This is a genomic window from Bacillus basilensis, from assembly GCF_050630465.1.
Taxonomy (GTDB): domain Bacteria; phylum Bacillota; class Bacilli; order Bacillales; family Bacillaceae_G; genus Bacillus_A; species Bacillus_A basilensis.
Genome location: NZ_JBNTQO010000008.1, coordinates 33,760 through 57,943, shown reverse-complemented (window position 1 = coordinate 57,943; position 24,184 = coordinate 33,760). Strand labels below are relative to the sequence as shown.

22 protein-coding genes and 8 pseudogenes are annotated in these 24,184 nt (G+C 33.6%); 11 read left to right on the top strand and 19 right to left on the bottom strand.

Features of this window, described 5'->3' with window-relative positions:
* Positions 1 to 188 precede the first annotated feature (188 nt).
* From ACQVV1_RS16870 to ACQVV1_RS16860, 3 genes and pseudogenes are all read right to left on the bottom strand, one after another.
* Positions 189 to 770: an SMI1/KNR4 family protein gene (locus ACQVV1_RS16870; protein ID WP_431169196.1), complete on the bottom strand. Its 582-nt coding sequence runs from the start codon at positions 768 to 770 to the stop codon at positions 189 to 191.
* Positions 771 to 862: 92 nt separating this feature from the next.
* Positions 863 to 1,291, bottom strand: a pseudogene (locus ACQVV1_RS16865) (hypothetical protein).
* Positions 1,292 to 1,344: 53 nt separating this feature from the next.
* Positions 1,345 to 1,651, bottom strand: a pseudogene (locus ACQVV1_RS16860) (transposase).
* Positions 1,652 to 1,729: 78 nt separating this feature from the next.
* Between ACQVV1_RS16860 and ACQVV1_RS16855 the strand changes: the two are divergent.
* From ACQVV1_RS16855 to ACQVV1_RS16845, 3 genes and pseudogenes are all read left to right on the top strand, one after another.
* Positions 1,730 to 2,786: pseudogene (locus tag ACQVV1_RS16855) on the top strand (DinB/UmuC family translesion DNA polymerase); the annotation flags it as partial.
* On the top strand, positions 2,783 to 3,124 hold the full coding sequence (locus tag ACQVV1_RS16850) for a YolD-like family protein (RefSeq protein WP_431169195.1): 342 nt from the start codon (positions 2,783 to 2,785) through the stop codon (positions 3,122 to 3,124). The pseudogene ACQVV1_RS16855 and the gene ACQVV1_RS16850, both read left to right, overlap by 4 nt.
* 46 nt (positions 3,125 to 3,170) lie before the next feature.
* Positions 3,171 to 3,545, top strand: coding sequence for a hypothetical protein (locus tag ACQVV1_RS16845; protein ID WP_431169194.1), 375 nt, complete (start codon positions 3,171 to 3,173; stop codon positions 3,543 to 3,545).
* Between the two features lie 63 nt (positions 3,546 to 3,608).
* Here ACQVV1_RS16845 and ACQVV1_RS16840 read toward each other — a convergent pair.
* The 4 genes and pseudogenes from ACQVV1_RS16840 to ACQVV1_RS16825 all read right to left on the bottom strand — a co-directional run bounded on the left by ACQVV1_RS16840 (position 3,609) and on the right by ACQVV1_RS16825 (position 6,232).
* Positions 3,609 to 4,412, bottom strand: a pseudogene (locus tag ACQVV1_RS16840) (DUF2971 domain-containing protein).
* Between the two features lie 65 nt (positions 4,413 to 4,477).
* Positions 4,478 to 4,702, bottom strand: a complete 225-nt coding sequence (locus tag ACQVV1_RS16835) for a helix-turn-helix domain-containing protein (protein ID WP_431169193.1) — start codon at positions 4,700 to 4,702, stop codon at positions 4,478 to 4,480.
* A gap of 258 nt (positions 4,703 to 4,960) precedes the next feature.
* Positions 4,961 to 5,290 (bottom strand): tRNA-binding protein, encoded by a 330-nt coding sequence (locus tag ACQVV1_RS16830; protein ID WP_309260393.1) that lies wholly within the window; start codon positions 5,288 to 5,290, stop codon positions 4,961 to 4,963.
* Between the two features lie 63 nt (positions 5,291 to 5,353).
* Complete coding sequence (locus ACQVV1_RS16825) at positions 5,354 to 6,232, bottom strand: DMT family transporter (RefSeq protein ID WP_431169192.1); 879 nt, start codon at positions 6,230 to 6,232, stop codon at positions 5,354 to 5,356.
* 590 nt (positions 6,233 to 6,822) lie between these two features.
* On the opposite strand from ACQVV1_RS16825, the gene ACQVV1_RS16820 reads away from it, so the two are divergent.
* Positions 6,823 to 7,896, top strand: a complete 1,074-nt coding sequence (locus ACQVV1_RS16820) for a Rap family tetratricopeptide repeat protein (RefSeq protein WP_309260391.1) — start codon at positions 6,823 to 6,825, stop codon at positions 7,894 to 7,896.
* 608 nt (positions 7,897 to 8,504) lie between these two features.
* A complete protein-coding gene (locus ACQVV1_RS16815) occupies positions 8,505 to 9,218 on the top strand; it encodes a hypothetical protein (RefSeq protein WP_336376647.1) in 714 nt (237 codons plus the stop codon).
* Between the two features lie 146 nt (positions 9,219 to 9,364).
* Here the strand turns inward: ACQVV1_RS16815 and ACQVV1_RS16810 are convergent.
* From ACQVV1_RS16810 to ACQVV1_RS16795, 4 genes and pseudogenes are all read right to left on the bottom strand, one after another.
* Positions 9,365 to 9,775 (bottom strand): annotated as a pseudogene (locus ACQVV1_RS16810) (Tn3 family transposase); the annotation flags it as partial.
* Positions 9,776 to 9,903: 128 nt separating this feature from the next.
* The gene (locus tag ACQVV1_RS16805) at positions 9,904 to 10,881 is read right to left on the bottom strand and encodes a DUF4179 domain-containing protein (RefSeq protein ID WP_431169191.1); all 978 of its coding nucleotides are present in this window, start codon (positions 10,879 to 10,881) and stop codon (positions 9,904 to 9,906) included.
* A 3-nt stretch (positions 10,882 to 10,884) separates the two neighbouring features.
* Entirely contained in the window at positions 10,885 to 11,415 is a 531-nt protein-coding gene (locus ACQVV1_RS16800; RefSeq protein ID WP_242253743.1) for an RNA polymerase sigma factor SigX, read from the bottom strand.
* Positions 11,416 to 11,695: 280 nt separating this feature from the next.
* The gene (locus ACQVV1_RS16795) at positions 11,696 to 11,911 is read right to left on the bottom strand and encodes a hypothetical protein (RefSeq protein WP_431169190.1); all 216 of its coding nucleotides are present in this window, start codon (positions 11,909 to 11,911) and stop codon (positions 11,696 to 11,698) included.
* Positions 11,912 to 12,253: 342 nt separating this feature from the next.
* Here ACQVV1_RS16795 and ACQVV1_RS16790 point away from each other — a divergent pair.
* A pseudogene (locus tag ACQVV1_RS16790) lies at positions 12,254 to 12,868 on the top strand (recombinase family protein).
* A gap of 63 nt (positions 12,869 to 12,931) precedes the next feature.
* Here ACQVV1_RS16790 and ACQVV1_RS16785 read toward each other — a convergent pair.
* Together ACQVV1_RS16785 and ACQVV1_RS16780 are read right to left on the bottom strand one after the other, a co-directional pair.
* Positions 12,932 to 13,651 (bottom strand): hypothetical protein, encoded by a 720-nt coding sequence (locus tag ACQVV1_RS16785; RefSeq protein WP_431169189.1) that lies wholly within the window; start codon positions 13,649 to 13,651, stop codon positions 12,932 to 12,934.
* A 290-nt stretch (positions 13,652 to 13,941) separates the two neighbouring features.
* Positions 13,942 to 14,484 carry a hypothetical protein gene (locus ACQVV1_RS16780; RefSeq protein WP_431169188.1) on the bottom strand — a complete coding sequence of 181 codons (543 nt, stop codon included), beginning with the start codon at positions 14,482 to 14,484 and terminating at the stop codon, positions 13,942 to 13,944.
* Positions 14,485 to 15,279: 795 nt separating this feature from the next.
* Here ACQVV1_RS16780 and ACQVV1_RS16775 point away from each other — a divergent pair.
* Positions 15,280 to 15,585, top strand: a complete 306-nt coding sequence (locus ACQVV1_RS16775; RefSeq protein WP_242253747.1) for a hypothetical protein — start codon at positions 15,280 to 15,282, stop codon at positions 15,583 to 15,585.
* Between the two features lie 48 nt (positions 15,586 to 15,633).
* Here the strand turns inward: ACQVV1_RS16775 and ACQVV1_RS16770 are convergent, their stop codons facing one another.
* The gene (locus tag ACQVV1_RS16770; RefSeq protein WP_242253748.1) at positions 15,634 to 16,074 is read right to left on the bottom strand and encodes a hypothetical protein; all 441 of its coding nucleotides are present in this window, start codon (positions 16,072 to 16,074) and stop codon (positions 15,634 to 15,636) included.
* Positions 16,075 to 16,448: 374 nt separating this feature from the next.
* On the opposite strand from ACQVV1_RS16770, the gene ACQVV1_RS16765 reads away from it, so the two are divergent.
* Positions 16,449 to 17,678, top strand: coding sequence for an NAD(P)/FAD-dependent oxidoreductase (locus tag ACQVV1_RS16765; RefSeq protein ID WP_431169187.1), 1,230 nt, complete (start codon positions 16,449 to 16,451; stop codon positions 17,676 to 17,678).
* 168 nt (positions 17,679 to 17,846) lie between these two features.
* On the opposite strand, the gene ACQVV1_RS16760 is transcribed toward ACQVV1_RS16765, so the two are convergent.
* A complete protein-coding gene (locus ACQVV1_RS16760; protein ID WP_431169186.1) occupies positions 17,847 to 18,119 on the bottom strand; it encodes a zinc ribbon domain-containing protein in 273 nt (90 codons plus the stop codon).
* A gap of 24 nt (positions 18,120 to 18,143) precedes the next feature.
* A pseudogene (locus tag ACQVV1_RS16755) lies at positions 18,144 to 18,338 on the bottom strand (nucleoid-structuring protein H-NS); the annotation flags it as partial.
* An 8-nt stretch (positions 18,339 to 18,346) separates the two neighbouring features.
* On the opposite strand from ACQVV1_RS16755, the gene ACQVV1_RS16750 reads away from it, so the two are divergent.
* Positions 18,347 to 18,592, top strand: a complete 246-nt coding sequence (locus ACQVV1_RS16750) for a recombinase family protein (RefSeq protein ID WP_431169270.1) — start codon at positions 18,347 to 18,349, stop codon at positions 18,590 to 18,592.
* Positions 18,593 to 18,917: 325 nt separating this feature from the next.
* Complete coding sequence (locus ACQVV1_RS16745) at positions 18,918 to 19,805, top strand: NAD(P)-dependent oxidoreductase (RefSeq protein WP_286676877.1); 888 nt, start codon at positions 18,918 to 18,920, stop codon at positions 19,803 to 19,805.
* 93 nt (positions 19,806 to 19,898) lie between these two features.
* Here ACQVV1_RS16745 and ACQVV1_RS16740 read toward each other — a convergent pair.
* Positions 19,899 to 20,269, bottom strand: a pseudogene (locus tag ACQVV1_RS16740) (MerR family transcriptional regulator).
* 389 nt (positions 20,270 to 20,658) lie between these two features.
* On the opposite strand from ACQVV1_RS16740, the gene tnpB reads away from it, so the two are divergent.
* A complete protein-coding gene (tnpB, locus tag ACQVV1_RS16735; RefSeq protein ID WP_431169185.1) occupies positions 20,659 to 21,780 on the top strand; it encodes an IS200/IS605 family element RNA-guided endonuclease TnpB in 1,122 nt (373 codons plus the stop codon).
* Positions 21,781 to 22,004: 224 nt separating this feature from the next.
* On the opposite strand, the gene ACQVV1_RS16730 is transcribed toward tnpB, so the two are convergent.
* Together ACQVV1_RS16730 and ACQVV1_RS16725 are read right to left on the bottom strand one after the other, a co-directional pair.
* Positions 22,005 to 22,976, bottom strand: a complete 972-nt coding sequence (locus tag ACQVV1_RS16730; protein WP_336376654.1) for a hypothetical protein — start codon at positions 22,974 to 22,976, stop codon at positions 22,005 to 22,007.
* Positions 22,976 to 23,845 (bottom strand): RNA-binding protein, encoded by an 870-nt coding sequence (locus ACQVV1_RS16725; RefSeq protein ID WP_336376670.1) that lies wholly within the window; start codon positions 23,843 to 23,845, stop codon positions 22,976 to 22,978. Before ACQVV1_RS16725 ends, ACQVV1_RS16730 begins: the two co-directional genes overlap by 1 nt.
* Between the last annotated feature and the right edge of the window lie 339 nt (positions 23,846 to 24,184).

Sequence of the window (24,184 nt, the reverse complement as noted above, 5' to 3'; positions counted from 1 at the left end):
ATCTCTCGCATCCCACACTCAAAATAAGAGCCTCGTTACAAATCATTTTGTAGTAAGGCTCTTTAAAATTCTTTAATTTTTAATCTTTTAAATGTGTTTGTAGACAAAATTCAGTAATAAAGTTATTTAAATCTAGTTCAAATAAAGAACCTGTTAGTTTAAGTATAATTCTTCACCAATTATTGAGATTATTCTTCCTCGCCTAGAAAATTAAAATTACCATCAATAAGATCCTGTAAATACTCATCAAAACTGTTTGCAATCACTTCATATTCATCAGGGTCGTGTAAAAAACGAATTATTTGACCACATACCCCTTCTTCAGAAGGATTAAAATCAATATACAGCTTTGATGTTCCACCGTTGTTCATACAATCTGAAAAGTGAATGTACGTGCCAGGAAGAAGTCCTTCTGGATTTATCTTAGGGTCAACAGCATCCTCGTCATCTTGGTATTCTAAAAAACAGGAGACGTCTTCTCCTTCTTTTGAACTTTCGATCATTTCCTGTGTAGAAAGCAAATAATATGGATACTCTTCAACATCTGAACCTAAAATACATACCGAGACTTCGTTTTCTCCATATTTCCGCCAATATGTACCATCGATATTTTCAAGTAAAGAGATTAATGATTCTGGACAATTTGGATATTTCGTTCTTAATATATCAATATCCTCTTTGGTAGCACCGTATGTTTTATTTAATGCTTCGAGATCAGCTGTTGATAAGGCTTCTTTCAAACCGTTTAAAAATTTGTTTACCAAATCCATAATATTGTCCTCCCAATAATGAAATATAAAATTTTTCAGTCTATATATCTATCATAAATGAGATTTTACCTTTAACGTTTTTCACATCTAATTTAATTAGTACCATTACGCTCTAGCTCTTCACGATTAAAGTATTGTTCTAGTAGCTCTTTACCTGTTTTAATTGTTGTATAGTACTCGTCACCATACAGTTTCCCTTCTGATGGATTATGAAAATCTTCGTATTTCTTGAAGTCTTCATTTTCTTCAAATGATTTCTTTGCAACTTCCATGTCTTCTGCTTCTATTTTAGCAAACAATCTACCTATATCGAATACACTATCTTCATCAATACTCTCTTCTACTAAGTAGTTCGCTTCTTCCTATATAGGAGTTAGCTTCTTCTTTGTAACAGAATATAAATGTTTCGTTTCCTCTTCTTCTACCATAATAAAGAACCAACCAACTCTTACTACTGTACATGGTGCTAATCCTAGTAATGTATAGGCAACTACCTTTTGGCCTTTCACATATTTCCCCATCTTACCTACCCCTTAATTTGTTTATTTTATTCTGTTTAAAGGTCAAAGTATTTTCAACGTGATGATACATATCTATAACCATATAAAACAGTAATTCCCTCTTTACTACAATTGTATTTTCTTCAATACTTTTCACTATCGCTTTTCCTGTTAAACGATTCATATATTGAATATAAATAGCAAATTCTACTTTATTTGTTTTGCTTCTTCAAAATAATGTAATTGTTCTTCATCTGCTCTCAACTCTAATTCCCAATTTTCAAAGTTCGTTTTGTGTATAGATAAAACATTTTCTTTAAGGTAACCTACCTCGAGCTTTAAATTTTTAACAAAAACACACTTTACGCAATGCGAGTTCATTTTCCTTCTCATTTTGGTTTATCCTTTTCTTTTCTGTTAATAATGCTTTTTCTACTTCTATGGAATCAATTATCGACTATAAAAACATTGGATGTAAAGAAGATGGCAAGATTATACGAGATTCCTCGCAGAAAAGACATTCTTGTTATAAATCCAATTATGAGTACATACATTAAATGCTCTAATTACATAACAAAATTAGCTTTGCAATACGTTCCTATTGAGGATTTTCACCAATATTCATTTATTTGCCCAAGATCCATATGAATTCGCAATGAAATTTAAGCGTGAAATATACGATCATACACGAATAGAATGTACCATCGGAATTGCTCCTAACCCACTCATGAGTAAGGTTGCCCTAGACATTGAAGCTAAGAAAAACAAAGATGGAATTGCTTTATGGCAGTACAAGGATATATTTACCAAACTATGGAGCATACGACCCCTTAATAAATTTTGGGGTATATCATATAAAACAGAAGAAAAGTTAAATAGAAAGGGAATATACTCTATTGGAGGTTTAGCCAATTATCCCCTTAAATACTTAAAACAGAGCTTTGGCAAGATTGGAGAAGAATTACACTTACATAGCCACGGAATCGACTTTAGTCGCATTTCAGAAAAATATGTTCTTGCCACAACTTCTGTTGGGAAAAGCCAAATTTTAATGCGTGACTACACAATAGAAGAATTTCCGATTATTCTATTGGAACATATAGAAGAGGTTTGTTATCGGCTTAGAAGACAAAGCAAACTTGCTCAAACCATTCATTTTTCTGTCGGTTATAGCAAGAGTTATACTGGTGGCATTAGAAAAACACATACTTTAAACCGCCCAACAAATTTAACAATGGATATATATCATATCTGTACATACTTTTTACATCAACAATATACTGGCGAACCCATTCGCAGCATAAATATATCCTTAACAAACCTACTTAAAGAGGGAGAAGAACAAATTTCTCTTTTTGATGATGTCACGCAACGAGAACAAGAAATGAAGTTGACAAAAGTAATGGATGAAATACGCACAAAGTTTGGGAAGAACAGCATTTTACGTGGGATTTCCTACACGCATAGCGCTACAGCTAGACACAGAAACACACTAATTGGAGGACATAAATCATGAGTAACGCCAATATGCCCAAAGGAAGAGGAATGGTCAAATGGTCTCCGTTCGCAGCAATGCCTGAACAGTTTGCTGATATACGTGAAATCATCAAGGAGAAAAACAAAGTAACTCGGCCAATCTTAACCGTTGAAGAAAAAGAACTGATTGAGAACATGTTATTATGTTCCTTATTATCTGAAGAAGAAATACTAATTACATACTACGAAGACGGTTATTTACTCTCTAGCTATATGACTGTTGTTGATATAGACCCATCAAATAGTGCTGTTATATGTACCGATGCTTTTTATAACAAGATAAAACTGCAATTTTCTAATATAATAGGTGTAAAATAGAACTAATTAACGTTATCAAGTTAGGTTCATTTAAGGGAGTGTAAAAATGCAAGGAAATCAATTAAGGACGAACACAGCAGGAGTAGTTATTCATAATGATATTAAAAAATACCCCTTTCTAAATATACCTATGATTATTAATGAGGAAGACGGAATGGTTTATGAGGTGTTAAACGCTGGTTTTTACACTAATGATGCAGTAGCAATGATAACAACGGATGATTTTACTACAACCAGGGTAAATGCACCGATTATAACAGTAAAAAACAATGATGGTAGTATTCAAGCATATCGTTTACCTTTAGAACTAGAACATTGGGTACTTTCTTGTATGCGTGCTGCTTCAGTAGAAAAAAATCCGTTTCCATGTAAAGTTGCTTTCGGAATCATCGACACTAAATTTTATGTGGAATTTATGTAAAAAGGAGCAAATGAATTTGCTCCTTTTAGTATTACAGATGTCATAATCATCCTTGTAGATATTCTAATTCAGTTCATATAATTTCGAATGGATAACATTAGCATCTATATTGAATTTTTCAAGAATAACTTCCACTACGCTTGCAAACCAAGATGGCGCATCAGGTGAAATATAAATACTTTCAATTAATTCATTAAGATCCACTTTGAGGTTTATTCCATGCGTATCTTCGTATTTTGTTGCATCATCCCAAAAACCTTTTTCATTAAGAGCTGAATAAACCACCCTTACCTCTTCTTCATGTTTGAACGATAGTCTTTTGGTAAAGAATGGTATAATGTTATCTCCGATAAAATTCTCTCTCTTTATATGGTCTATGTATTCCACTTTTCCAATGTATATCCCCTTCCCACAACACTCCAAGCTCCGTTTAACCCTTCCGAAAGTAGTTTGAACAGCTATTCCTTCACCACTTTTAACATATAAATCCTACATTGCAGCAGATTGCTCTTCATTTAAATGCCAACAGTTTACAAATACATTCTTTCTTATGAATTCCGCTGTTTCAAGTTTTACTTTTGAATATTCATCATAACTTCCAAATACGAAACTCTTACCCCCATCTAAATCATCATACTCTTCCGAGACAGATTCGTTACCCATCCTTAAACTCTGATTCTCTAGAACCTTTTTCACATTTTCCAAACCAAATAGACGTCCTTCGAATACGTCTCTAAATTTATCTGACCTACACAAATATAATGACTCATTAGATAATAAACTCACTAGTTTAGCAAAATCCATATAGCGCCATAGCTTGGCATCCTCTTTTATATTTGAATTAACATCATCATGATTTACAAACAAAGACTTTCACCTTCCCCTTAATATTACTTGTTTTTTCTATTATATAAAAAAACCAATATATCTAGCTATTTTTTAGGGAAAAGAATATTCATAGCTTCTATTGTTAAAATCCATTCTCCTCGTTGTTTCCCTTCAGGTTTGTAGTATTTAATTTTTCCGCCTTTAATTAATTCGTCTACTAGTTTGTTATCTTTACCTCTCTTCAATTTCATCCGCAAAGCATCTTGTGTTATCCCCCAACGATCGCACGCTTCCCTTGGTGTCATGACTTCATCTAGCATAAACAACATAACTATCACCCTTGTCACTTTACTTATAATTTTGCCGTGAGTTTGTTATTTATCCATAAGTTTGCCTAAAAATAATGCGAATTAAAGTAATGATATTTTCCTTTTTCATTAAAGAATCCAAATTGCTGTTTAATCTGTCTCTAATTATAGACAGATTAAAAAATAAAAAAGGACAAACTCTAATTAGTATAAGTTTGTCCTTTTTGTTTGCTATTTACCTAGAAACGTCATGTTAACACACATAAATGTGACAGCTATTTAACCCAATCGGTCCCCTTTTTTTACTTTTTGTTGAGGTTCTATCAGTACGACACCTTGTTCTGCATAAACACCCATCACTAATACTTCCGAACTAAAACCAGCAACCCTCATTGGTGGGAAATTTACCACACCAAGTACTTGTTTACCAATAAGATCGGATAGCTCATAACATTCAGTTATTTGCGCACTACTTTGTTTAATTCCTATTTCATCCCCAAAATCAACCCAAAGCTTATATGCTGGCTTTCTTGCTTTTGGGAATTCTTCTACACGGATAATCTCTCCTACACGCATATCTAATTTTTGGAAATCGTCAAAAGTTGCCATATTTATTCCTCCTGAAAAATTATCATTCTACAAACAATTATTTATTAATGAAGTAATCTTTAATTAATCTTGTTTCTCTCTAATAACTAATAGAACTCCTATCAAAATTAAGGCAGAACCTACCCAAAATGTTACACCTATCTTTTCTCCAAGAATAAGCCATCCAAGTAATGTTCCAACAACAGGTTGAAAAAAGAAAAATAATCCTCCACTTGAAGCATTGAGCATTTGTAATCCTCGATTCCAAAGTAAAAATGCAACGGCTGTTGAGATAATTCCTAAATATAAAAGTCCTCCCCAAATAGTTGGTCGAGTTAGCTGAGAGATATCAATTGCATGTAACCTTGGTAAAACAAAAGGAGTTAACACAATTAAAGCTACCAAGGTGGAATAAGTGGTTACCACAATTTGCGAATAATCACTTGGCAGACGTTTTACAAGAACAGACATAAGCGCCCAAGTTAAAGCCGCAATAAGAAGAGAAATACCGCCAAGCACACTTGACGTATTTAAGTCACCAATTCCGACAATAATAATGACTCCAATTGTCGCTAAACAAACAGATATACCTTTTTTAAAAGTCAAACGTTCTTTAAGTATTAACCAAGCAAACAACACCATAAACGCTGGTGTTGAAGAAGTTATAACGGCTCCCATCTGTGCTGAAGAAAGCATTGTACCCGTTTCTTGAGTAACAATCGAAATAGCATAACCAATTACTCCAATTGTTATGATTATTAAAAAATAACGCTTTTCAATGCGCCATTTTTGTTTTGTTACAAATCCAATAATAAGAAGTGCAACAATAGCCACTAAATAGCGCAACCATACAAGTTCTAACGGTGGAATGACCGATACTAATACTTTAACAACAACATACATGCCGCCCCAAATACTAGAAGCTAAAATTAAATATAAAGAACCTAATAAGGTGTTTTTCATTTTTTGTACCCTCCGCTTTTTCTATAGGTCTATAAAGCCCCTAACGGAGAGATGTAGTCACTTTCTCTCTATTAAGAGCGGAAAAGTGCTACTGGTACATCGTTTTCAAATAATGGCGCTAAATACATACTGATTCACCTCTAATTTTATACTAAAATATACTATAGTTTTTTATCCTACATGGAATATCGAGATTTATCAAGATAAAAATATTCATTAAAAAATTCAAGTGAATTGCATACATAGAAATAGATATGCTCTATTTTTGAACCATAAGTTTGCCACAAATCAAAAGAACCATAACTTTGCCAAAGTGGCAAGATTATGGTTCAAATCACAACTCTCCTCGTTACTTATAAATAACACTTACTTGGATTATAAATTACTTATAAATAACATTCAACCGGATAGAATAATAACATGTCGCATCCTATATATAAAAATCTAATAAACAAAAAAGAAATTTCTTCCTGTCATTTTTAAAAAACTGAATAATCAGTTTTTTATTTTTCAATAACAACACCAGCTTGAAATTTCGTTAACATGGTAAGATTATGGAAATATATACTAATAGAATGAGGGGATTAAATATGAATGTGCAAACTGTCTCCAAAGGAGAAATAACAAATCTACTAAACAATTGGTATCAATCCATCATTTCACAACATGTACTAAAATCTACAAATTACAAGAAAGAAATTGATAGTAAGATCCATCAAATCGAAGAAGATCAAAATATACTTATCTATTATTCATTACTAGATTTTAGATATAAGTTACTTACCCATGACGTTAATAACTATAAAGATAGTTTAGAAAAGATAAATCGTATGCCTGATCAAGCAGATGTCTTCCTAAAATACTATCATAATTTTTTTAAAGCAATTTATTCAATTAACATGGGAGATTACACTTCCGCTAAAGAACAATACGAAAAAGCTGAATCATTATTAAAAGACATTCCAGATGAAATTGAAATAGCTGAATTTAATTATATGTTTGGTTCTTTCCACTATCATATTTATCAACCACTACCAGCAATCAAATATACTACCAAGGCAAAGGAATTATTTTCAAAGCATACAGGGTATGAAATCAAAGTTGCTGCTTGTAATAACACACTAGGTCTTGCTTGTACTTCCCTCGGTCAGTATGAAAGTGCGGAAGAACACTTCCTTGCGGCTTTAAATACTTTCAACAAACACGACGAGGATAAACTATCAGCAAAAGTGAAACATAATTTAGGATTATTGTATGCAGATCAAAATCTTTCCGAACTAGCAATTAAATACCTAAATGGATCACTTTTAAATAACCAAAAAACATTGTTCTTATTAGCACAGGAGTATTTCAAATTAAATGATAAAAACGCTGTTAGGTTGAATATTGAAAACGGATTAAAAATTTCAAATGAAGAGTACAATCATCATTTCAATATTCTAAAAGGATTAAATGACAATATAAGTACAGATGAATTAGAAGACATCATTTTGGCAGGGATTTCTTATTTTAAGAAAGAAGAGTTATGGAAATACGTAAAAGATTATTCAGCTGTTCTAGGTAATAAGTTTTACGAGTTAAAATCGTATGAAAAAGCGAGCAAATATCTACACATGACAAATGAAGCTGATGAAAAGGCTTCAGAGAAAGGAGCTTTAAAATAATGAAAAAATCTCTATTAATTTTTGCTATTGTCACAGGTTTTTTATCTTTTAGCTTCAGTAACACTACAAACTTACAATCTGTATCAAAAGAAAAGGTAGATTTTGTTCAATATGCACATGGTGAAACTATTTAACACAATAAAATACTAAAAAGTTATGTCATTACCCCATTACAATGCGTAACATAAATATTTATTAACAAAATAAAAAGAACCCAATAGAGGTTCTTTTTATTTTTGCTTGCTACTTTTAACCATTAATCTAACTTTCATTTATTAGTAATGAACAAGAATTCGAGATTATAAATTACAAAATAAACCAATTGACCATAATATTTCAATTACATGTAAAATATTGAAATATTTACCAATTAAGTATAATATATGTATAAATTTACGAATTTGCTAACTTCCCTGAAATGAATGATAATTTATTAATAGAGAACAAGAAAAGAGGTGTAGAATTTGAAACGATTTACAAGGAAACAAAAAGTAATAATTATCATTTTTATAGTTTTTGTTCTATTAATTTTCTTAGGATTAATAACAATTAAAACTACTTTATTTGAGGGGAGCATTTACGTAAATTAACAAAGCATAGGGGGAATTATGTTGAAAAAACTAGTAAAACCATTCGTCTATCTTTTAGCCTTCATACTAACGTTCACAGGTCTTTTTGTGAATCAGTCTTTCGCCGCAATAGAAACAACAACTAACACCATCGAACAACAACAAATCGAATTGGAAAACCACATCAAGCATTTAGCTACAACTGATCCAGAAGCAAAAAAATCATATGAACAGTATGTTCAATTAAGTGATAAAGATAAGGAAAACTTTGTGAAAGCGCTTAATAGTGAAGAATTTGTAAAAGCACTTCAAGCCACTACAACTTTAAATCCAGGTGAATCAAGATCTTTCAGTAATGGTTCTATCATAGCAAGCGTTGTCGAAGAAGTTAAACCTCAAAATGAGGCACCATTAAACACTCTTGCAAGTTATGCAGTTAAAGAAAGAAATGTAACACACAAAGTAGTTGTATATGGAATTTTCGCTAGTATCTATTGGGTGAAAGTTAGATTCCAGCATCCATTAGGCTCAAGAGATGTAACGAAAACATTAAGTGCTGATAATGGACACACTAATATTAATCCATCAATTATTGTAACCGACCAAGGAGCAAACCATTGGGCATCTGCTGGATGGGCTTTTGCAACTGGTAAATTTAAAATTGCAGCCACTGGTTCTTTAGGGTTCTGGTCATTCACGCATGTATTAAATTTAAAAGCTGATCCTGAATATACAACTGGTTGGCTTAACTAACATTTCCATAACAAGAAAAAAGAGTCCTATTAAATTAGGACTCTTTCACTTTTCTCATAAAGGGGCACGGCAACGATTCCTTCTTTTGGGGGCCACTTAATAAAATAGCCACAATCTATGTATAAATAGATTGTGGCTATTTTTGTTTAATTTGCAGTTTGTAATCCATTAGGCGAAATGTCCATATCAAATTGGATATCGGGTGGTTGACGATCATCATCCAATCCATATTTCCCGAATCGATTTATATGAAAGGTAAGGTATGGACTCAAATCAGATAGTACTTCTTCGTCTAATTCATTTCCTTCTTGGATGTATTCATGCAAGATATGAGTAAGTTGAAAGACGTTATAAAAAAAGACACAAGTTGCAATTAAATGATTGTATTTTATAATTTTCCGTTGTCTTTCTCGATGATTTTCTGCAATAATTCCATCCCCTCCGAAGAATCATCATTTTGTAAACCCATTAAAAGATTCGCTTTTATTTGTAGCCGCTTGAATTGTGCTTCTTAATTCCTCGTCCGATAAATATTTCAATAAAAATAAGGTACGGATTTGTGATTATTTAATGAAAAGAGATAGAGTGAAAATCATGTACGAAATACATGTAAGTATAACCAGAAATAATATAAGCTTCGTATGAGATACATATCGTTCTATTCTTTTTCTCATTTCAATTTGTCTTACTTTTTCAATTTGGAAGGATCAATTTGAATTTGTCCCTTCCAAGATCCAGCTACCTTTCCAATTTTATTTATATTTACATCTAATGTAAGTGGCTGCTTGAAGGAATCTTTCTCCTCAGGACCTTCCACAAATGTAAGGACACTTTCTGGTCGATCTTTATCACGAATACCTACATGTTCTAATTCTTGCCCAGCTGCTTTTAGCTTGAATGGTAATCCATTTTCTCCTTGAACAAATGATAATTGTGAAAAGGTTCCATCTTTCTCATGATACTCTGGATTCTCTTCTTGTTGTCCATTTTTCTTGCCTTCATTTTTTAAATTTAATCCATTTGTATCAAATTCAAATGGTACTAAACTTCCATCCACTTTTTCAATTCTATAATGAACAGATATACGTGAATTTGCAATATATAATTCCTTGAAATGTACCGTCACACCTTGGTCTGTAATTTTTTCATCAATCGGAATGTACTGGCCATTTTTCATCATATCTTGTGTGACACCATTTTCATCTTTCATACCTTCGTTTACAACCTTATCATTTGAAACTTCATTCGAAAAATACGAAGCAACATTTGTAGCTGCCACTTGTACCTGTGGAATCATAGCTGTTGTGAAAATTCCTGCTGCAGCTACTGCCGCATACATAATACGTTTTGATTTTTTATTCATATTCGTAAACAATCCCTTCTTCTGTTCAGTATTTTCATTTATATAAGAAACATTTTCTAGCCTTGTGCGACTTTCAAATGTTTTCCATGCTTGATCAATATCAATGTTGATGTCTTGTGATGAGTGTATAGTTTCTTCCTCTAACATGACATGTTCCCATTGATTTAATTTACTAATTTCAAGTAATGTATCTTGGCATACTTCACATGTATCTAGATGTTTTGTGAATTTTTTTCTTGTATGATGAGGAAGCTCCCCATCTATAAATGCTTGAACAAACCCTTTATCATAACAATTCATTTTTTATGCCCCCTCTACTTGTTTATACATCTTACGAAACTTCTGTTTGGCTCGGACCAATAGTGTTCCAATAGAAGATATGTCGATATGAAGTACGTCTGCGATTTCTTTATATTGAAAACCAGAAAATTTCATTAACAATATGGTTCGATCTCGTTCATTCATATTACTAAGTACGTTTTGTACTTTTGTAATCTCTTCTTTTCTAATCCAATCATCATCTAATGATGGGATAGGTTGAACCTCATGATATTGTATCGTTTTATCTATTCTCGCCTGATGTCTTTTTTCAGATCGTAGATATTTATATGCAACATAAGTAGAAGATTTTATGAGCCAACCAGGTACATTTTCAATTGTTTTCCAATCATTTCTATATAGCTGTAAAAATACTTCTTGTGCTAATTCTTCAGCAATAGGCTGATTTTTAACAATCCATAGAATTTGTTTCACAACGTAAACGTAGTATTGTTTAAATAAGTCTTCAAATTTTACATCTGAGACAGGCCTTTCTTCCTTTTTTATCTTTAACATGTCAGTTAAAACCTCACTCTCATTTGATGCCTGTATTATAAAGAACCCAGAAAGACGAGTTTTGTGACAAAAATGTTTATTTTTTTATTATGTACGAAAAAAAGCATTCATCTTTCAAGTAGATGAATGCAAAAATTAGAATGATTTTGAGTTTTTCTTCCTATCCTTATCAAAAGATGCATGAATTCAAAACATAAGTAATTTAGCCTATTTTCTTTTAAAACCGTAAAAGGAGGTATCTTCTGGAGATAAAAATAGCATTTGAAATTTAATGTGTTTTTTATAAGTGGCCCCAAAAAGAAAGAATCGTTGCCGTGCCCCATAAAAACAAATTTGCAAATTCTATTAACGTTTTAATTAGTGTCATTACCTGAACTACTAGCGTAATCTTCGAAACGATATCTAATTTCTGCACACTCCCTTTCTTCCCATCTTCTTTTTTTCGTGCATGCTTATTAGTATTCTGTTTACTTTTCTTCTTAATTTTTTTGTTCATTATAAAAACTCCCTATTTATTAAAGTAACGAGATTCACTCGTTCACTATGTATAATCAATTTCACCCAACTTTTCTTTCTATTCCAATTATCATTTAATAATTGCTATAAATATAAAAAATACAAATTCAACTACTAAAACATTTAATTTTCTAAAATACAAGAAATACCAAATATAATGTATCCTAAAAGGTACACTTTAAAGTACAGTATTAATACATACAAAAACAACGTTCACAAAAGCCTTAAACCTATAATAACGAACGTCCTTTTTCCGAACAGGAATTAACGAACGCAAAATGATATAATTAATGAAAAAGAGAGTAATAGGAGCAAGAATATAATGAGTATTAAGAAATTTGGTTATGTTCGTGTAAGTACCAAAGACCAAAATGAGGGAAGACAAATTGAAGATATTAAAAAACATGTTGAAAGTGAACGTGATATTTTTATAGATAAAAAAAGTGGCAAAGATTATAACAGAGATTAGTATCAATTAGTAAAAAGGATGTTGAGAGAAGGAGATATTTTATATATTCACTCATTAGATAGGTTTGGAAGAAATAAAGAAGCAATTTTAAAAGAATGGAAAGAAATCACACAAGATATTAAGGCACATATTATCGTATTGGATATGCCATTGCTAGATACAACGAAATATAAAGATAGTCTCGGTAATTTAATTACTGATTTAGTACTACAAATATTGTCCTGGCTTGCAGAAGAAGAGCGAACGAAAAACAAAGTACGCCAAAGGCAAGGAATTGAACTGGCAAAAAAAGAAGGCAGACCGTTAGGGAGAAAACCAAAGGAGATTCCAGAAGAATTTTATGAAGCATACCGTTTGTGGAAAGCTTGTAATATTACAGCGGTACAAGTTATGCAAATGTGTAATATGAAAAAAACTCATTTTTACAAACGGTACGACTTTATTTTAAATCCACAGTTAGCTCATTAAAAAAAGCTTTTTACTTCTAGATGCAAAAAGCTATCATCATTAAACATGATGATAGCTTTTATATTAATCCAAACTAATTTCTTCATTATTTTTTTCTGAATCCCCACCAACTAAAGCCAGTTGTAGTTGTTTATAAATTTCCTGTGTATCCGGTGTAGTTTTTGCTTGTTTACGTTCACGCTTAACTGTAGAACCATTTTTAACCAGTAATTTTTCTTTAGTTTCTGCGACCATTTCCAGGTGCTCAAGTACCGCTACACGCTCTAATCCTTCCATTTCATCTAAATCTTCTACATCATCTGCATGGTCAATTATTTCTGACTCTTCTGTTTTTATAAGTTCCTTCTGTTCCTTTTTCAATTCAATTACTGGTTGCTCTTGCACTATCTTCTCTTTTTCAATATTAACTTCAGCAGCTTCAATTACCTCTAAAGGGTTGTTTTTAGCATTTGTTATTTTATTTGCTTTTGCTATAGCAATTTTCACCTTCATCGCTCTTAAAGAAGAGGATATTTGATTTAGTATTCTTCCTAACCCATAGAAACGAATTGCTTCAACTATAACACCCATTACAATTCCAAAAATCCATGAATTAGAAAAGTATCCAACTAAACCAAATGTTATAACTCCCGGTAAATATAAGCTAGCATAGGCTATTAAATTAGGTATAGCTTTTTCTACTGTTAATTTGAAACTATATTTAATTATTAAATATATAGCACTTAACCCCACTATTAAACCTGCCAGACTTATTAACAAATTTTTAAAAGTTTCACCTATCATTATAATTTCCTCCCTTTATGAAAGAAAATGTTCTAAAGGCAAATTTATTAGAGGGATATAGAATGGCCTCACCACATGTGACACCTTCTCTAATATAATTTCTGCATATTTAAGCATGTAATCAGTTAAACTATTGACCTCTTCTAACGCGGTTCCACAACCAGCCTTCTGAAACAAGGTTTTTCTTCTCTTTTACCATTTCATATTCATTGAAATGGAACTTTAACACCTGGAAATATTTAAATAACTTCTTGTATAGTAACAAGGTATAGACTCAAAGTCTCAATCCCCTATTTATCTAATAATCCTTGATAAATAGATTCTTCTCCTTCCTTTAAAGTACCAATTCCATACTTTTCCCCACCTATAACGTTACGAATTGCAACAGCTGATGACTCTTCAAATGAAAAGGTATACGATCCCTTTCTTACTAAATCATGTACCATAATGATTGCTTTATGGCCATTAATTGTAATTGGAAATGTTGTATATTTTCCCTTTTCAGCATAAAACTGAAACTGTGATTCAAATTGATAACTTATTGAGCTTTTTTCTCCTGTACCGAACTTCAAATCAGAAATTCCATTATCAATTGCCGCTTTTATACTTTGTACTGTACTATCAATGCCCCCAATTATTGTGCAAAGTAGTAAGGGAACACGCTGACCTATATCAGCAACAACATGTGCAAAGCAAAAGGCAGACTGATACGTTTTACCTTCTACAAGAACTTCTATCATCCACGGATGAGTATCAGATATCTCAACTTCTTCTAAAATCTTAGCTATTCGCTCAAATCCATTTAGTTCATTCGTTTTAGTTGTAACTTGCATTATTTTTCCTCCTACTACTTAGTATGAAATTTGTTTAATAAGTTAGTGGAAGTGTTACAAATCCTTTAGAGTAACTGCATAATAAAATTCCCTTTCAAATATATACAACTACCTTCATCCTTTCTTTATAGAAATATCTATATTAACGGCATAAGCTTAATTGTTTTTAAACACAAAAAACCCTTTCGGGTAGATGAATTTTGCAAGCAACGCTGCTTTACAAAGTCATTTCCCCGAAAGGGTTGTAGTATTTATGGATTATAAAAAGAAAAAAAGAAAGTCTTACATACATTATATAAATTATTAGCATCATATTCAATTTGTTTTTAACAGAAGATTCAGATCTTTGTTTGTATTTATGTTTTATTTTTTGTTATAATATGGATATATTTTAAAGGGTTAAGCTATAGCTCCTTATTACTATTGATATGATTTCATAGTATATTATCATCTATTTTGAGTATTATATATTTTAAAATATTGATTGAATTGTGCTACAGTCCCTTATTACCTTCTGATATGTATGTAGCAAAAAAAGCCGAGATTCCAATTCTTGGCTTTTTTGCTATAATTAGATTGGTATATATGTAGACTAATTGTTTGCTATAGTTCCTTATCACTTCTTGATATTATATGATATGTAACCATTGAAGACCTCTAAAATAGCATTATTTAGAGGTCTCCATTTATGGATAAAAGCACTAACTTTATATACTTAAAATATAACATGTGTAACTTTTGAGTAAGTTTGATAATTCGCCTTTAACTATTATTTCTATTTTAGGAGTGGATTCTATGGAAGGAAAAACATTGATAAAGTATATTTTTTACTTTTTTTCTTATTTACTTGTTTACATACCCTCACTTCCAGTTATAGTTGTTCTTGGTATGGCTGGCGCTTCTCCTGATGTAGAGCATACTATACTAGAATGGATAATCATGATTTTTGAGTTAACTGTTACAATTTTAGGTGCTTGGTTTTTTAATTTTATTTTCAAAAACATAATAGGAATTAATAAAAATACAAAATTCACTTGGACTATCTGTATTCTTCATTTAATTCTTATTCCTTTGACATGGAGACTTCTTCTTTATTATTAGGTTATCAATCTTTTTTATGAATAAAACTATATTTCAAATCCCAATTATTCAATCGTGTACTTGCATACTAAAAAAATAAATACCTTTGTCTGTCCTAAACAAATATTCTTCATAACAGCATGCATAATAATCTCCTGGATCTAATTTAATCCAATAAATCTCATCTGGTTCTTGCTTGAATACATTTAATAACTGCTCTATTATAAATTCCTTGGGAGTCAATCCATTTAAATCATATCCGTACGGTATTTTCCCAAACCAAGAAGACTCTCCATTGGGATATTGGCAAATTAGGAATTCTTTTTTCCATTCTTTCAAGCGGATGAGTTCTAATATGTCTTTACTAGTAGCGTATGTCGCTTTTTTGGCTAGTTCAAAAATATTGTCCTTTTTATTTTCTGACATAATACTAACCTCATAATAATTACTTACATATTCGTCTGCATTTATATCAGCAAAATCGCTTAAGATTTTATTAATTGTATTCATTTTTTACTCCTTTTAACTTTAATTTATAAGAGAACGACAATTATGTAAAAAGTAAAGCCGTCCTGATGGACGGTTTTTTGTATTTTTTGGAGAGCATAGTTTTTTCCGAAATGCTGACGATACTCCTTATAGTCTTGCGAAATATTATTTTAAATAATGCGTCTTTTGCTTCATTATGATTATATAAATGTATATAAATTGTAAGTTATATGTCCAATTTTTTCTGTACTTATTTCGTTTTAGCTTCCATACTTTATGTATGTAGTGCATTCTTATCAATTTTCCCCATTACTTTAACTTGTAGGGGCATTAACTTTAGAACTCTGCTAATGGATAAGCAAGTTAATAATTGTACTTGAAAATGGAGTGATACGATGAATAAGACGTATGATGTCATCATTACCGGTGCTAGATGTGCCGGCTCTACCCTGGCAATTTATCTTGCTAAGGCAGGTTTCCATGTGTTGTTAGTGGACCGAGCGAATTTTCCAAGGGACACATTATCAACCCATACCTTTTTCAATAATACTGTCGCTCTTCTTCGAGAAACCGGTGTCCTGGACAAGTTATTGGAAACAAAAGTACCGCCGGTACGGGATATTAAATTTCAATTTGAGGATACCGTGATAGAAGGTCTCATCCCTGAGGTTTACGGAGAGGGAAATTGTTATTGTATTAGAAGAACTTATCTCGATCATATTCTACTTGAACAAGCCAAATCCCAAATGAATGTAACTGTTTTAGAAGGATTTCGTGTGACGGATGTCATCCGTGATGACGAAACAGTGATAGGCGTGAAAGGTTTAGACGGCGACAACGAGAAACAAGAATTTTTAGCTCGCCTGGTAGTCGGGGCAGACGGCCGATCCTCTATTATTCGCAAGCTGGTAAAAAGTGAACTCAAAATAAGTATTCCGGCAACAGTCGGCATCTATTTCGGGTATTTCTCTGGATTTCGCCACGATAATGTCCCTAAATTTGAAGTATACAAGATAAAAGATAACACAGCCATTCTCTTTCCGACGAATGATGATTTATATGTAATTGTCGGCATTTTCCCATTAGAAAATAAGGAATTGATAGAACGGTTGAAATTAAATCCGGAAAGCTGTCTACGCAATTTCTTTACAGATAACTTTCCGAATACAACAATTGGGGCGCGCTTGAAAAATGCAGAACTAGTAGAACCGGTCAAAGGCATTCTCGGATATGATAATTACTGGTATAAAGGAATGGGAAAAGGATGGGCGTTGGTTGGAGATGCAGTTTGTTTTAAAGATCCTGGCATGGCGCAGGGTATCCATGATGCTATATGTGGAGCACGTATATTATCCAATATTCTATCAAAATATAAGGGACAATCCGATCAATCAAATCAAATGTCTGAAGAATATCAAAAGGCAATAGAAGATGAGTTTATGGTTCGGTTTCACATGGGATGCCAAATTTCGAAGAATGAACGCATATCTGAACAACAGGATGCTGTCAACAAGCTAATCAGTTCCCATCCAGAGGCTATAGAGAAGTTTTTAGGAATTTACAATTATGCAAACGAGCCCGCTGCTTTAGAAAAAGAACTCGCACGAATTATGCAATCGATCTAACAATGATTTTAGAGATTAAGTGATTTAAGTACAAAAATAATTCGCTAAGAAATCCCCACTTACTCGCTTCCGCTTGAAGTGGGGGTTTCTTAGCATCAACAAAGACAAGGTCCCATGAGAAGCGGATTTTCCATCTCCTCTCTGCACCTATGCAGGGACTCCTTTTCTTCATTTGACTAAGCAACTTCTGCACATGCAGAAGGGCGGGAACACACCGTCTACTACTTTTTGCTTACGCAATCCACAAATACTTTCTCTTTGTTTCTTCCGGGATATGACACATCTTTCCGTACAGTTCTTTTGCCAAAATGTTTCGGGCTCGTGAATGTCCCAGTGTTCTTCGTAGCCGCACACACAAACGTAGTTACGTGTCCGCACTTTCTTTCTTCTTTGGCAACAAGGGCATGTTTGAGAAGTGTATGTTTCGTCTACGAGAAACAATAGAGGTACCTTTAACAATCTAACCTATTTCGATGCTGGAGCGAGAGTGACTTCGGGTGATGTTACCTTGTCATAAAAATCTACGAATTTGTCACGATCGGCACTATCACGGTAAGCCATGGCGACACGTGGATGTTCATTAAGTACACCAGAGATCATGTAAGGTATGATATAGCCTCACTCCCACTCTTGTCGCATTTCTAACATGTGCTTTTCAATGTGAGCGTATTTACCAGGAAAAAGTATCAGGTGCTCAAAAGAATCGACAAGAATTACAAATAGCTTTGGATATGCTTCGCGAGGGAGATGTATTTGTAGTTTATAAGCTAGATCGATTAGCCCGCTCCGTTAAACATCTATACGAGATCATGGATATCATTCGTAAAAAAATGTTCAATTTATTTCTCTTAAAGATAACATCGATACCTCATAAAGTATGTAAGGAGATTATCTCATGGGTTATTTACAAATAGTAGGTGGGGAATATTTGACGTTTACATTTATAATCTATCAAGACCTAAATTATAAAAATCTTTAAAAATAGGGAAGAGCATATATTATATATCACTAATATACGCTCTTCTTTTATTTAATTAAAGCGCCCTTTAATGGGATAATAGATTACTTATAACTGGTTTGTTGAAATATTATAACTAAAAATATTTCTGTTGACTATGACACTGGTGTCATACTTTAGAATAAAGTTTGAACATCTGAAAGGGGGCATTTACATTGAGTAAAAATGATCAAAGTGAGAAAAAACGAAATATCAGTCAAGTATCAGATAGAGATGTATCTGTGGAGGCGGGCCCATATCATTCACCTGTTACGGTTATCGGCCTGGGTCCGATGGGTCAGGCGCTGGTTGGTGCGTTGCTAAAGAACGGCCACTCTACGACAGTATGGAACCGCACCGCCGAAAAAGCCAATCCCCTTGTTTCTCAGGGGGCAATCCTTGCGAATTCAGTTGCCGACGCGGTGGCTGCAAGCCCGCTGGTTATCATCTGTGTTCTGGACTACAACATCGTCCATTCAGTCCTCGGCCCCGTGGGAGATGCCCTGAAAGGACGGACATTGGTGAACCTCACTGCCGACTCGCCCAAACATGCCCGTGAAATGGCCACATGGGCTGCCCAATACGGAATCGATTACCTCGATGGGGCAATTATGACCCCTACTCCGACCATCGGAACTCCTGCAGCTTCCGTCCTGTATAGTGGACCAGAATCCGTCTTTAAGACCCATCAAGCGACCCTAGCAAGCTTGGGTGGCACTGCCTCTTATCTTGGAGAAGATCCTGGCCGGGCGGCGGCATATGATGTGGCCCTGCTTGATCTCTTTTGGACATCCATGAGCGGTTATGCTCACGCTCTCGCTCTTGCCACTGCCGAGAATATTCCGGCAAAGGAATTCGCTGTCTATGCCCAGGGTATCATAGCCATCATGCCCGACATCATGACTTATTTGGCAAATGAAGTAGACGCAGGTTACTATCCTGGTGACAAGTCCAATATCATCTCGGCCTCAGCAGGAATGGAGCACATTATCCATGCTTCTCAACACCACGGCCTCGACGTCAGCGTTCTGAGTGCTGCAATGGCAGTGACCCAACAGGCAATTAACGAGGGCTATGCAACCGATGGTTTCTCTCGCTTGACCGAACTGCTACGGAAACCGTCTGCATAACATCATTGTCGTCTGAAGAGATCCCAGATTCCGCCATGATTGCGGACTGGGATCTTCAATTATTTCGTTATTTCAACTAGGGGGAATTTCCAGTTATGTATCTCTCAATCTTCGTTTATCCGTCATTTGTATAATTTGTTTTTCTAACCGCTGCTTTACAACATCCAATGCACTGATTTGTCTATTGATTTGATCCAACTTCTCTTGATAAGTTTCCAGCATTTCTTCACAAAATTCATAGTCTTCCGGACCACTATCCTCACATTTCAATATTCCCTCAATTTGTTCCGTTGTCAGACCCAAACCCAAATAAAGCTGGATAATTCGAATGCGTTTAATAGCAGATTCATCGAACTCGCGATAATCATTTTCAAGGCGTACAGCAGTAATTAGATTTTTTTCTCATAATGCCTGATGGATCGAACACTTGCACCTGTCTTTTTAGACAATTCACTAATTTTCAATGGAAACATCTCCCTTTTAAATATAGGATGACATTAGTGTTAAGGAAAATAATAACATATAGATTTTGTTCTATTGAAGTTGTTAGCATTGAGACGAATTAGGATTCAATTACTACGCTATTAAAGTTTATGCTTTCTTTAACTTTTATAAGCTGTTTTCTCGCTTCATCGGATTTTTAAAGGTATTTACTTTTCTTTTTTTATCATTTTAGCCAAGAAGACTCCTTCCTCAAGGAACGCGAAGTGAGTAGGTGGGAGATGAATTGGCTTCGAACAAGGGATGGCAGGAAGCCATCTTAATTGTTTGACATACATAAAGTGTTACTTCACTATCGATCGAATGTACGTTCGGTGTATAATAGTCATATACTAAAATGGAGGTGAATCAAATGATAATTAATAGAGCCTTTAAGTTTCGTATCTATCCAAATCAAGCACAAGCAATTCTAATTAATAAAACAATAGGTTGTTCTCGCTTTGTATTCAATCATTTTCTATCCCTATGGGATCACGCATATAAAGAAACTGGAAAAGGTTTAACATATGGTACATGCTCTGCCAAACTTCCTGGCTTGAAGAAAGAGTTTGTTTGGCTCAAAGAAGTAGATAGTATTGCGATTCAGTCATCTGTTCGCAACCTTGCGGATGCGTATACACGATTTTTCAAAAAACAAAATAGTGCCCCGCGTTTCAAATCCAAGAAGAATAACGTACAATCTTATATCACAAAACAAACAAATGAAAACATTGCCGTTGTAGGAAACAAAATAAAATTGCCAAAACTAGGTCTTGTTCGATTTGCCAAAAGTCGTGAAATAACGGGACGTATTGTAAATGCTACAGTTAGACGGAACCCTTCTGGTAGATACTTTGTGTCGTTATTAGTTGAAACAGAAGTGCAAGAACTTCCAAAAACACATTCTTACATTGGAATTGATGTAGGACTAAAAGATTTCGCCATTTTGTCAGATGGAACAATCTACAAAAACCCAAAATATTTCCGATTTTTAGAAGAAAAGTTGGCAAAAGCACAGCGTGTGCTTTCGAGAAGAACAAAAGGTTCCTCTCGATGGAATAAACAAAGAATTAAGGTAGCTAGAATTCATGAATATATATCAAATGCTAGAAAAGATTACTTGGACAAAATTTCAACTGAAATCATCAAAAACCACGATGTTATCGGTATAGAGGATTTGCAAGTATCGAATATGTTAAAGAATCATAAGTTAGCAAAAGCAATTAGCGAGGTATCATGGTCACAGTTTCGAGCCATGTTAGAATACAAAGCAAAATGGTACGGCAAACAAGTCATTGTTGTATCGAAAACATTTGCTTCCAGCCAATTATGTTCTTGTTGTGGATATCAAAACAAAGACGTTAAAAATCTAAACCTACGTAAATGGAACTGCCCTTCTTGTTGTACACACCATGATAGGGATATTAACGCAAGTATCAATATAAAAAATGAGGCAATAAGACTTCTAACCGCAAGGACTGCGGGGTTAGCCTAATAAATTAAAGTTCAATAGAACTTTTTACTTAGGAATCCCCCTCTTCTAAATGAAGTGAAAGTGGGGGTAGTTCAAATTTGTATCTTACTAATCATTTTTGTCCTCAATTTAAATCATTCAGTTCATTCATCTCCATCTTATTTAGTACAATACAAATGAATGTTATCTACTTTACTTTTTAACTAAAAAAGCTGCTTCAGCATATTTACCTGAAGCAGCTCTTGTTATCTCAAAAATGGTAATGGTGCTTGCTGAATTCCGTTTTGAGTTGAGATATAAAAAGATTTTGCGAATCCCTCACTGTGAATGCATTCGTCTATTAAAAGCATTATAGGAATCTTTCGTAAGTCTAACATTAGCTCCTTTCTAACATGTTCTGCTAAAGCAAGATTAGATATAGATAATATAAAAATTCCTGGTAAACTCTTCGTGTTTTCGAAATTCAATAAATTATTTGGTCCATTTTGAATTTGATCTTCCCAAATTTTCAATCGCGATTTTAAATGTTGTGCATACCGCTGACCTTGTTGTACCCTTTCAAATATGAAGTTTTGATTTCCAATCGGAGTTTTAATTTCTCCAACAGCAATTGGATTATACCCATTACCAGTACCTTGTAACTTCGGATACCAGCACCAGTTTTTTAATAATTGTTGGCCTATTGCAAACTCATATTTTATTTGATTCATAGTGACAAATCTTTGTACACCTGCCACCCCAAGTTTTAACCACTGCTCTGGCTTTAAAGAATAGTTTGTATTACGGTTATGATAAGCCCACATCATCAAATGACCAGCAGTATTTAATGTGATTGGAGCAGAAGTTTTGGGTCGATCCGGAAATAGCCCAGATTTTATCTCCCATCGACTAACAAATCCATACAGTACCAGTTTTTTCAACGATTCTGAAACCTGTGACCTACTAATTTTAGATTCCACAAAATTTTTGATTTGTGCTTCAGTAATCGCTAATGAATCCCAAATAAGCTTTAGTATTAAATTATCTTTTTCATTTATAAAACCTGAATTAATTCTGTCATAAATACTACGTAAATCTGTGAGTGGTTTGAAATTATCTGGAAGAATTGGTCCCCCCTGCAACGAGGGGTCATCCCAAAGTGATAAAGATTGGTCCCTATTAAGCCAATATTGAACCGCCTTTCCATTCTCTTGTACGGAAACCTGCGGCGCACTCATTAGTTAAATAAAAACGCCGTTGGGTCGTTAACTTTTTTGCGTCCAAAAGGAAACTTAAAGATAACCCCCGACCCTCTCTCTTTTTCTACATCCACATTCACAATTCTCATACTAACTACTTCATCCAATACTGGCTGTTCGATTGTTTTAGGGACAATTCCTTTAATTGTGCAGCCTTGGTCCAATTCAACAAAAACTCCAAAACGCGGGTCAACATTTACTACCCTTCCAACGATTGTATCTCCTTCAGCTAATTCAGATAATAACTGATAAGGGTTTTCCACTGCTGCTTTTCTAGAAACGTGGATTAATCGTTGCTCTGGATTAAATTGTAGAACCTTAACTGGGATGCGTTCACCAATAGGTGCATAACGATCCACAGCATTTTTATACACTCTTCCATAGTTTAGTTCATGTAATTTCATGAAGCATTCGGCACCATTGATGCGTAAGAATATAGTTGGAACCTGAGCATTCATATTGTATCCAGTTACTTCTGCTTCGTAGGTTGGCTCTTGCAGTCTTTCATCTTGCTCCAATTCTATTAACTCACGAATTAAAGCATCTGCCGATCTTCTACTTGCTTCTTTTACTGATACCTGAACTTTATTTACATCCAGTTCATCAGACATTTGAGTAATTACTACGTTAAAAATATTACCTGTGAATTGTGTAATACTTCTAAAAGAATAATCAGAGAAGTCCTCTTTTTTACAAATACCTATAATCTTACCGTTTTCAAGGGCAAACTCAGCATATTCAGTATCTGGATCGTCTTTATCATGTTTTTTAACCGTTCTTAATACTGCTTGAATTGGCTCTTTATATCTACGTAGTGCCTGTAGCTTTTCATAAGTTTTTGAATCCATAAAAATATCTCCTCTCCCTCGTTCAATATTTATAAAATTCAAAAATAATACTTCTACTTGAATTATCGGTACTTTTAACTCAAAAACTAAGTTTTTTAGAAATATTTTCTAAAAATTTTATTTGTTCTTTATACTAAGCCTGCTACTCACCTTATTTATTAGAATTAATGTTAAAATAGTTATATATTCAATGAATTAAATTCTTGTCAAAAAATATGTATATACAGGAAATGCTTAGCTATTTTTGCTTTGAATTTTGGTGCGAGGGGGAAGAAAGATGCTTAAACTGCTTACTGGAAAAAGGATATTAGAAAAAGAAACAGAAGAATGATCTCTTTA

Bases quoted from the DNA above. Each gene is read 5' to 3' on its own strand.
- ACQVV1_RS16785 (WP_431169189.1), bottom strand. From the start codon at position 13,651: ATGATAGGTGAAACTTTTAAAAATTTGTTAATAAGTCTGGCAGGTTTA.
- ACQVV1_RS16825 (WP_431169192.1), bottom strand. From the start codon at position 6,232: ATGAAAAACACCTTATTAGGTTCTTTATATTTAATTTTAGCTTCTAGT.
- ACQVV1_RS16850 (WP_431169195.1), top strand. From the start codon at position 2,783: ATGAGTAACGCCAATATGCCCAAAGGAAGAGGAATGGTCAAATGGTCT.
- ACQVV1_RS16725 (WP_336376670.1), bottom strand. From the start codon at position 23,845: ATGGATTCAAAAACTTATGAAAAGCTACAGGCACTACGTAGATATAAA.
- ACQVV1_RS16830 (WP_309260393.1), bottom strand. From the start codon at position 5,290: ATGGCAACTTTTGACGATTTCCAAAAATTAGATATGCGTGTAGGAGAG.
- ACQVV1_RS16765 (WP_431169187.1), top strand. From the start codon at position 16,449: ATGAATAAGACGTATGATGTCATCATTACCGGTGCTAGATGTGCCGGC.
- tnpB (WP_431169185.1), top strand. From the start codon at position 20,659: ATGATAATTAATAGAGCCTTTAAGTTTCGTATCTATCCAAATCAAGCA.
- ACQVV1_RS16775 (WP_242253747.1), top strand. From the start codon at position 15,280: ATGGAAGGAAAAACATTGATAAAGTATATTTTTTACTTTTTTTCTTAT.
- ACQVV1_RS16770 (WP_242253748.1), bottom strand. From the start codon at position 16,074: ATGAATACAATTAATAAAATCTTAAGCGATTTTGCTGATATAAATGCA.
- ACQVV1_RS16845 (WP_431169194.1), top strand. From the start codon at position 3,171: ATGCAAGGAAATCAATTAAGGACGAACACAGCAGGAGTAGTTATTCAT.
- ACQVV1_RS16805 (WP_431169191.1), bottom strand. From the start codon at position 10,881: ATGAATTGTTATGATAAAGGGTTTGTTCAAGCATTTATAGATGGGGAG.
- ACQVV1_RS16780 (WP_431169188.1), bottom strand. From the start codon at position 14,484: ATGCAAGTTACAACTAAAACGAATGAACTAAATGGATTTGAGCGAATA.
- ACQVV1_RS16815 (WP_336376647.1), top strand. From the start codon at position 8,505: ATGTTGAAAAAACTAGTAAAACCATTCGTCTATCTTTTAGCCTTCATA.
- ACQVV1_RS16870 (WP_431169196.1), bottom strand. From the start codon at position 770: ATGGATTTGGTAAACAAATTTTTAAACGGTTTGAAAGAAGCCTTATCA.
- ACQVV1_RS16795 (WP_431169190.1), bottom strand. From the start codon at position 11,911: ATGAACAAAAAAATTAAGAAGAAAAGTAAACAGAATACTAATAAGCAT.
- ACQVV1_RS16800 (WP_242253743.1), bottom strand. From the start codon at position 11,415: ATGTTAAAGATAAAAAAGGAAGAAAGGCCTGTCTCAGATGTAAAATTT.
- ACQVV1_RS16835 (WP_431169193.1), bottom strand. From the start codon at position 4,702: ATGTTGTTTATGCTAGATGAAGTCATGACACCAAGGGAAGCGTGCGAT.
- ACQVV1_RS16730 (WP_336376654.1), bottom strand. From the start codon at position 22,976: ATGAGTGCGCCGCAGGTTTCCGTACAAGAGAATGGAAAGGCGGTTCAA.
- ACQVV1_RS16820 (WP_309260391.1), top strand. From the start codon at position 6,823: ATGAATGTGCAAACTGTCTCCAAAGGAGAAATAACAAATCTACTAAAC.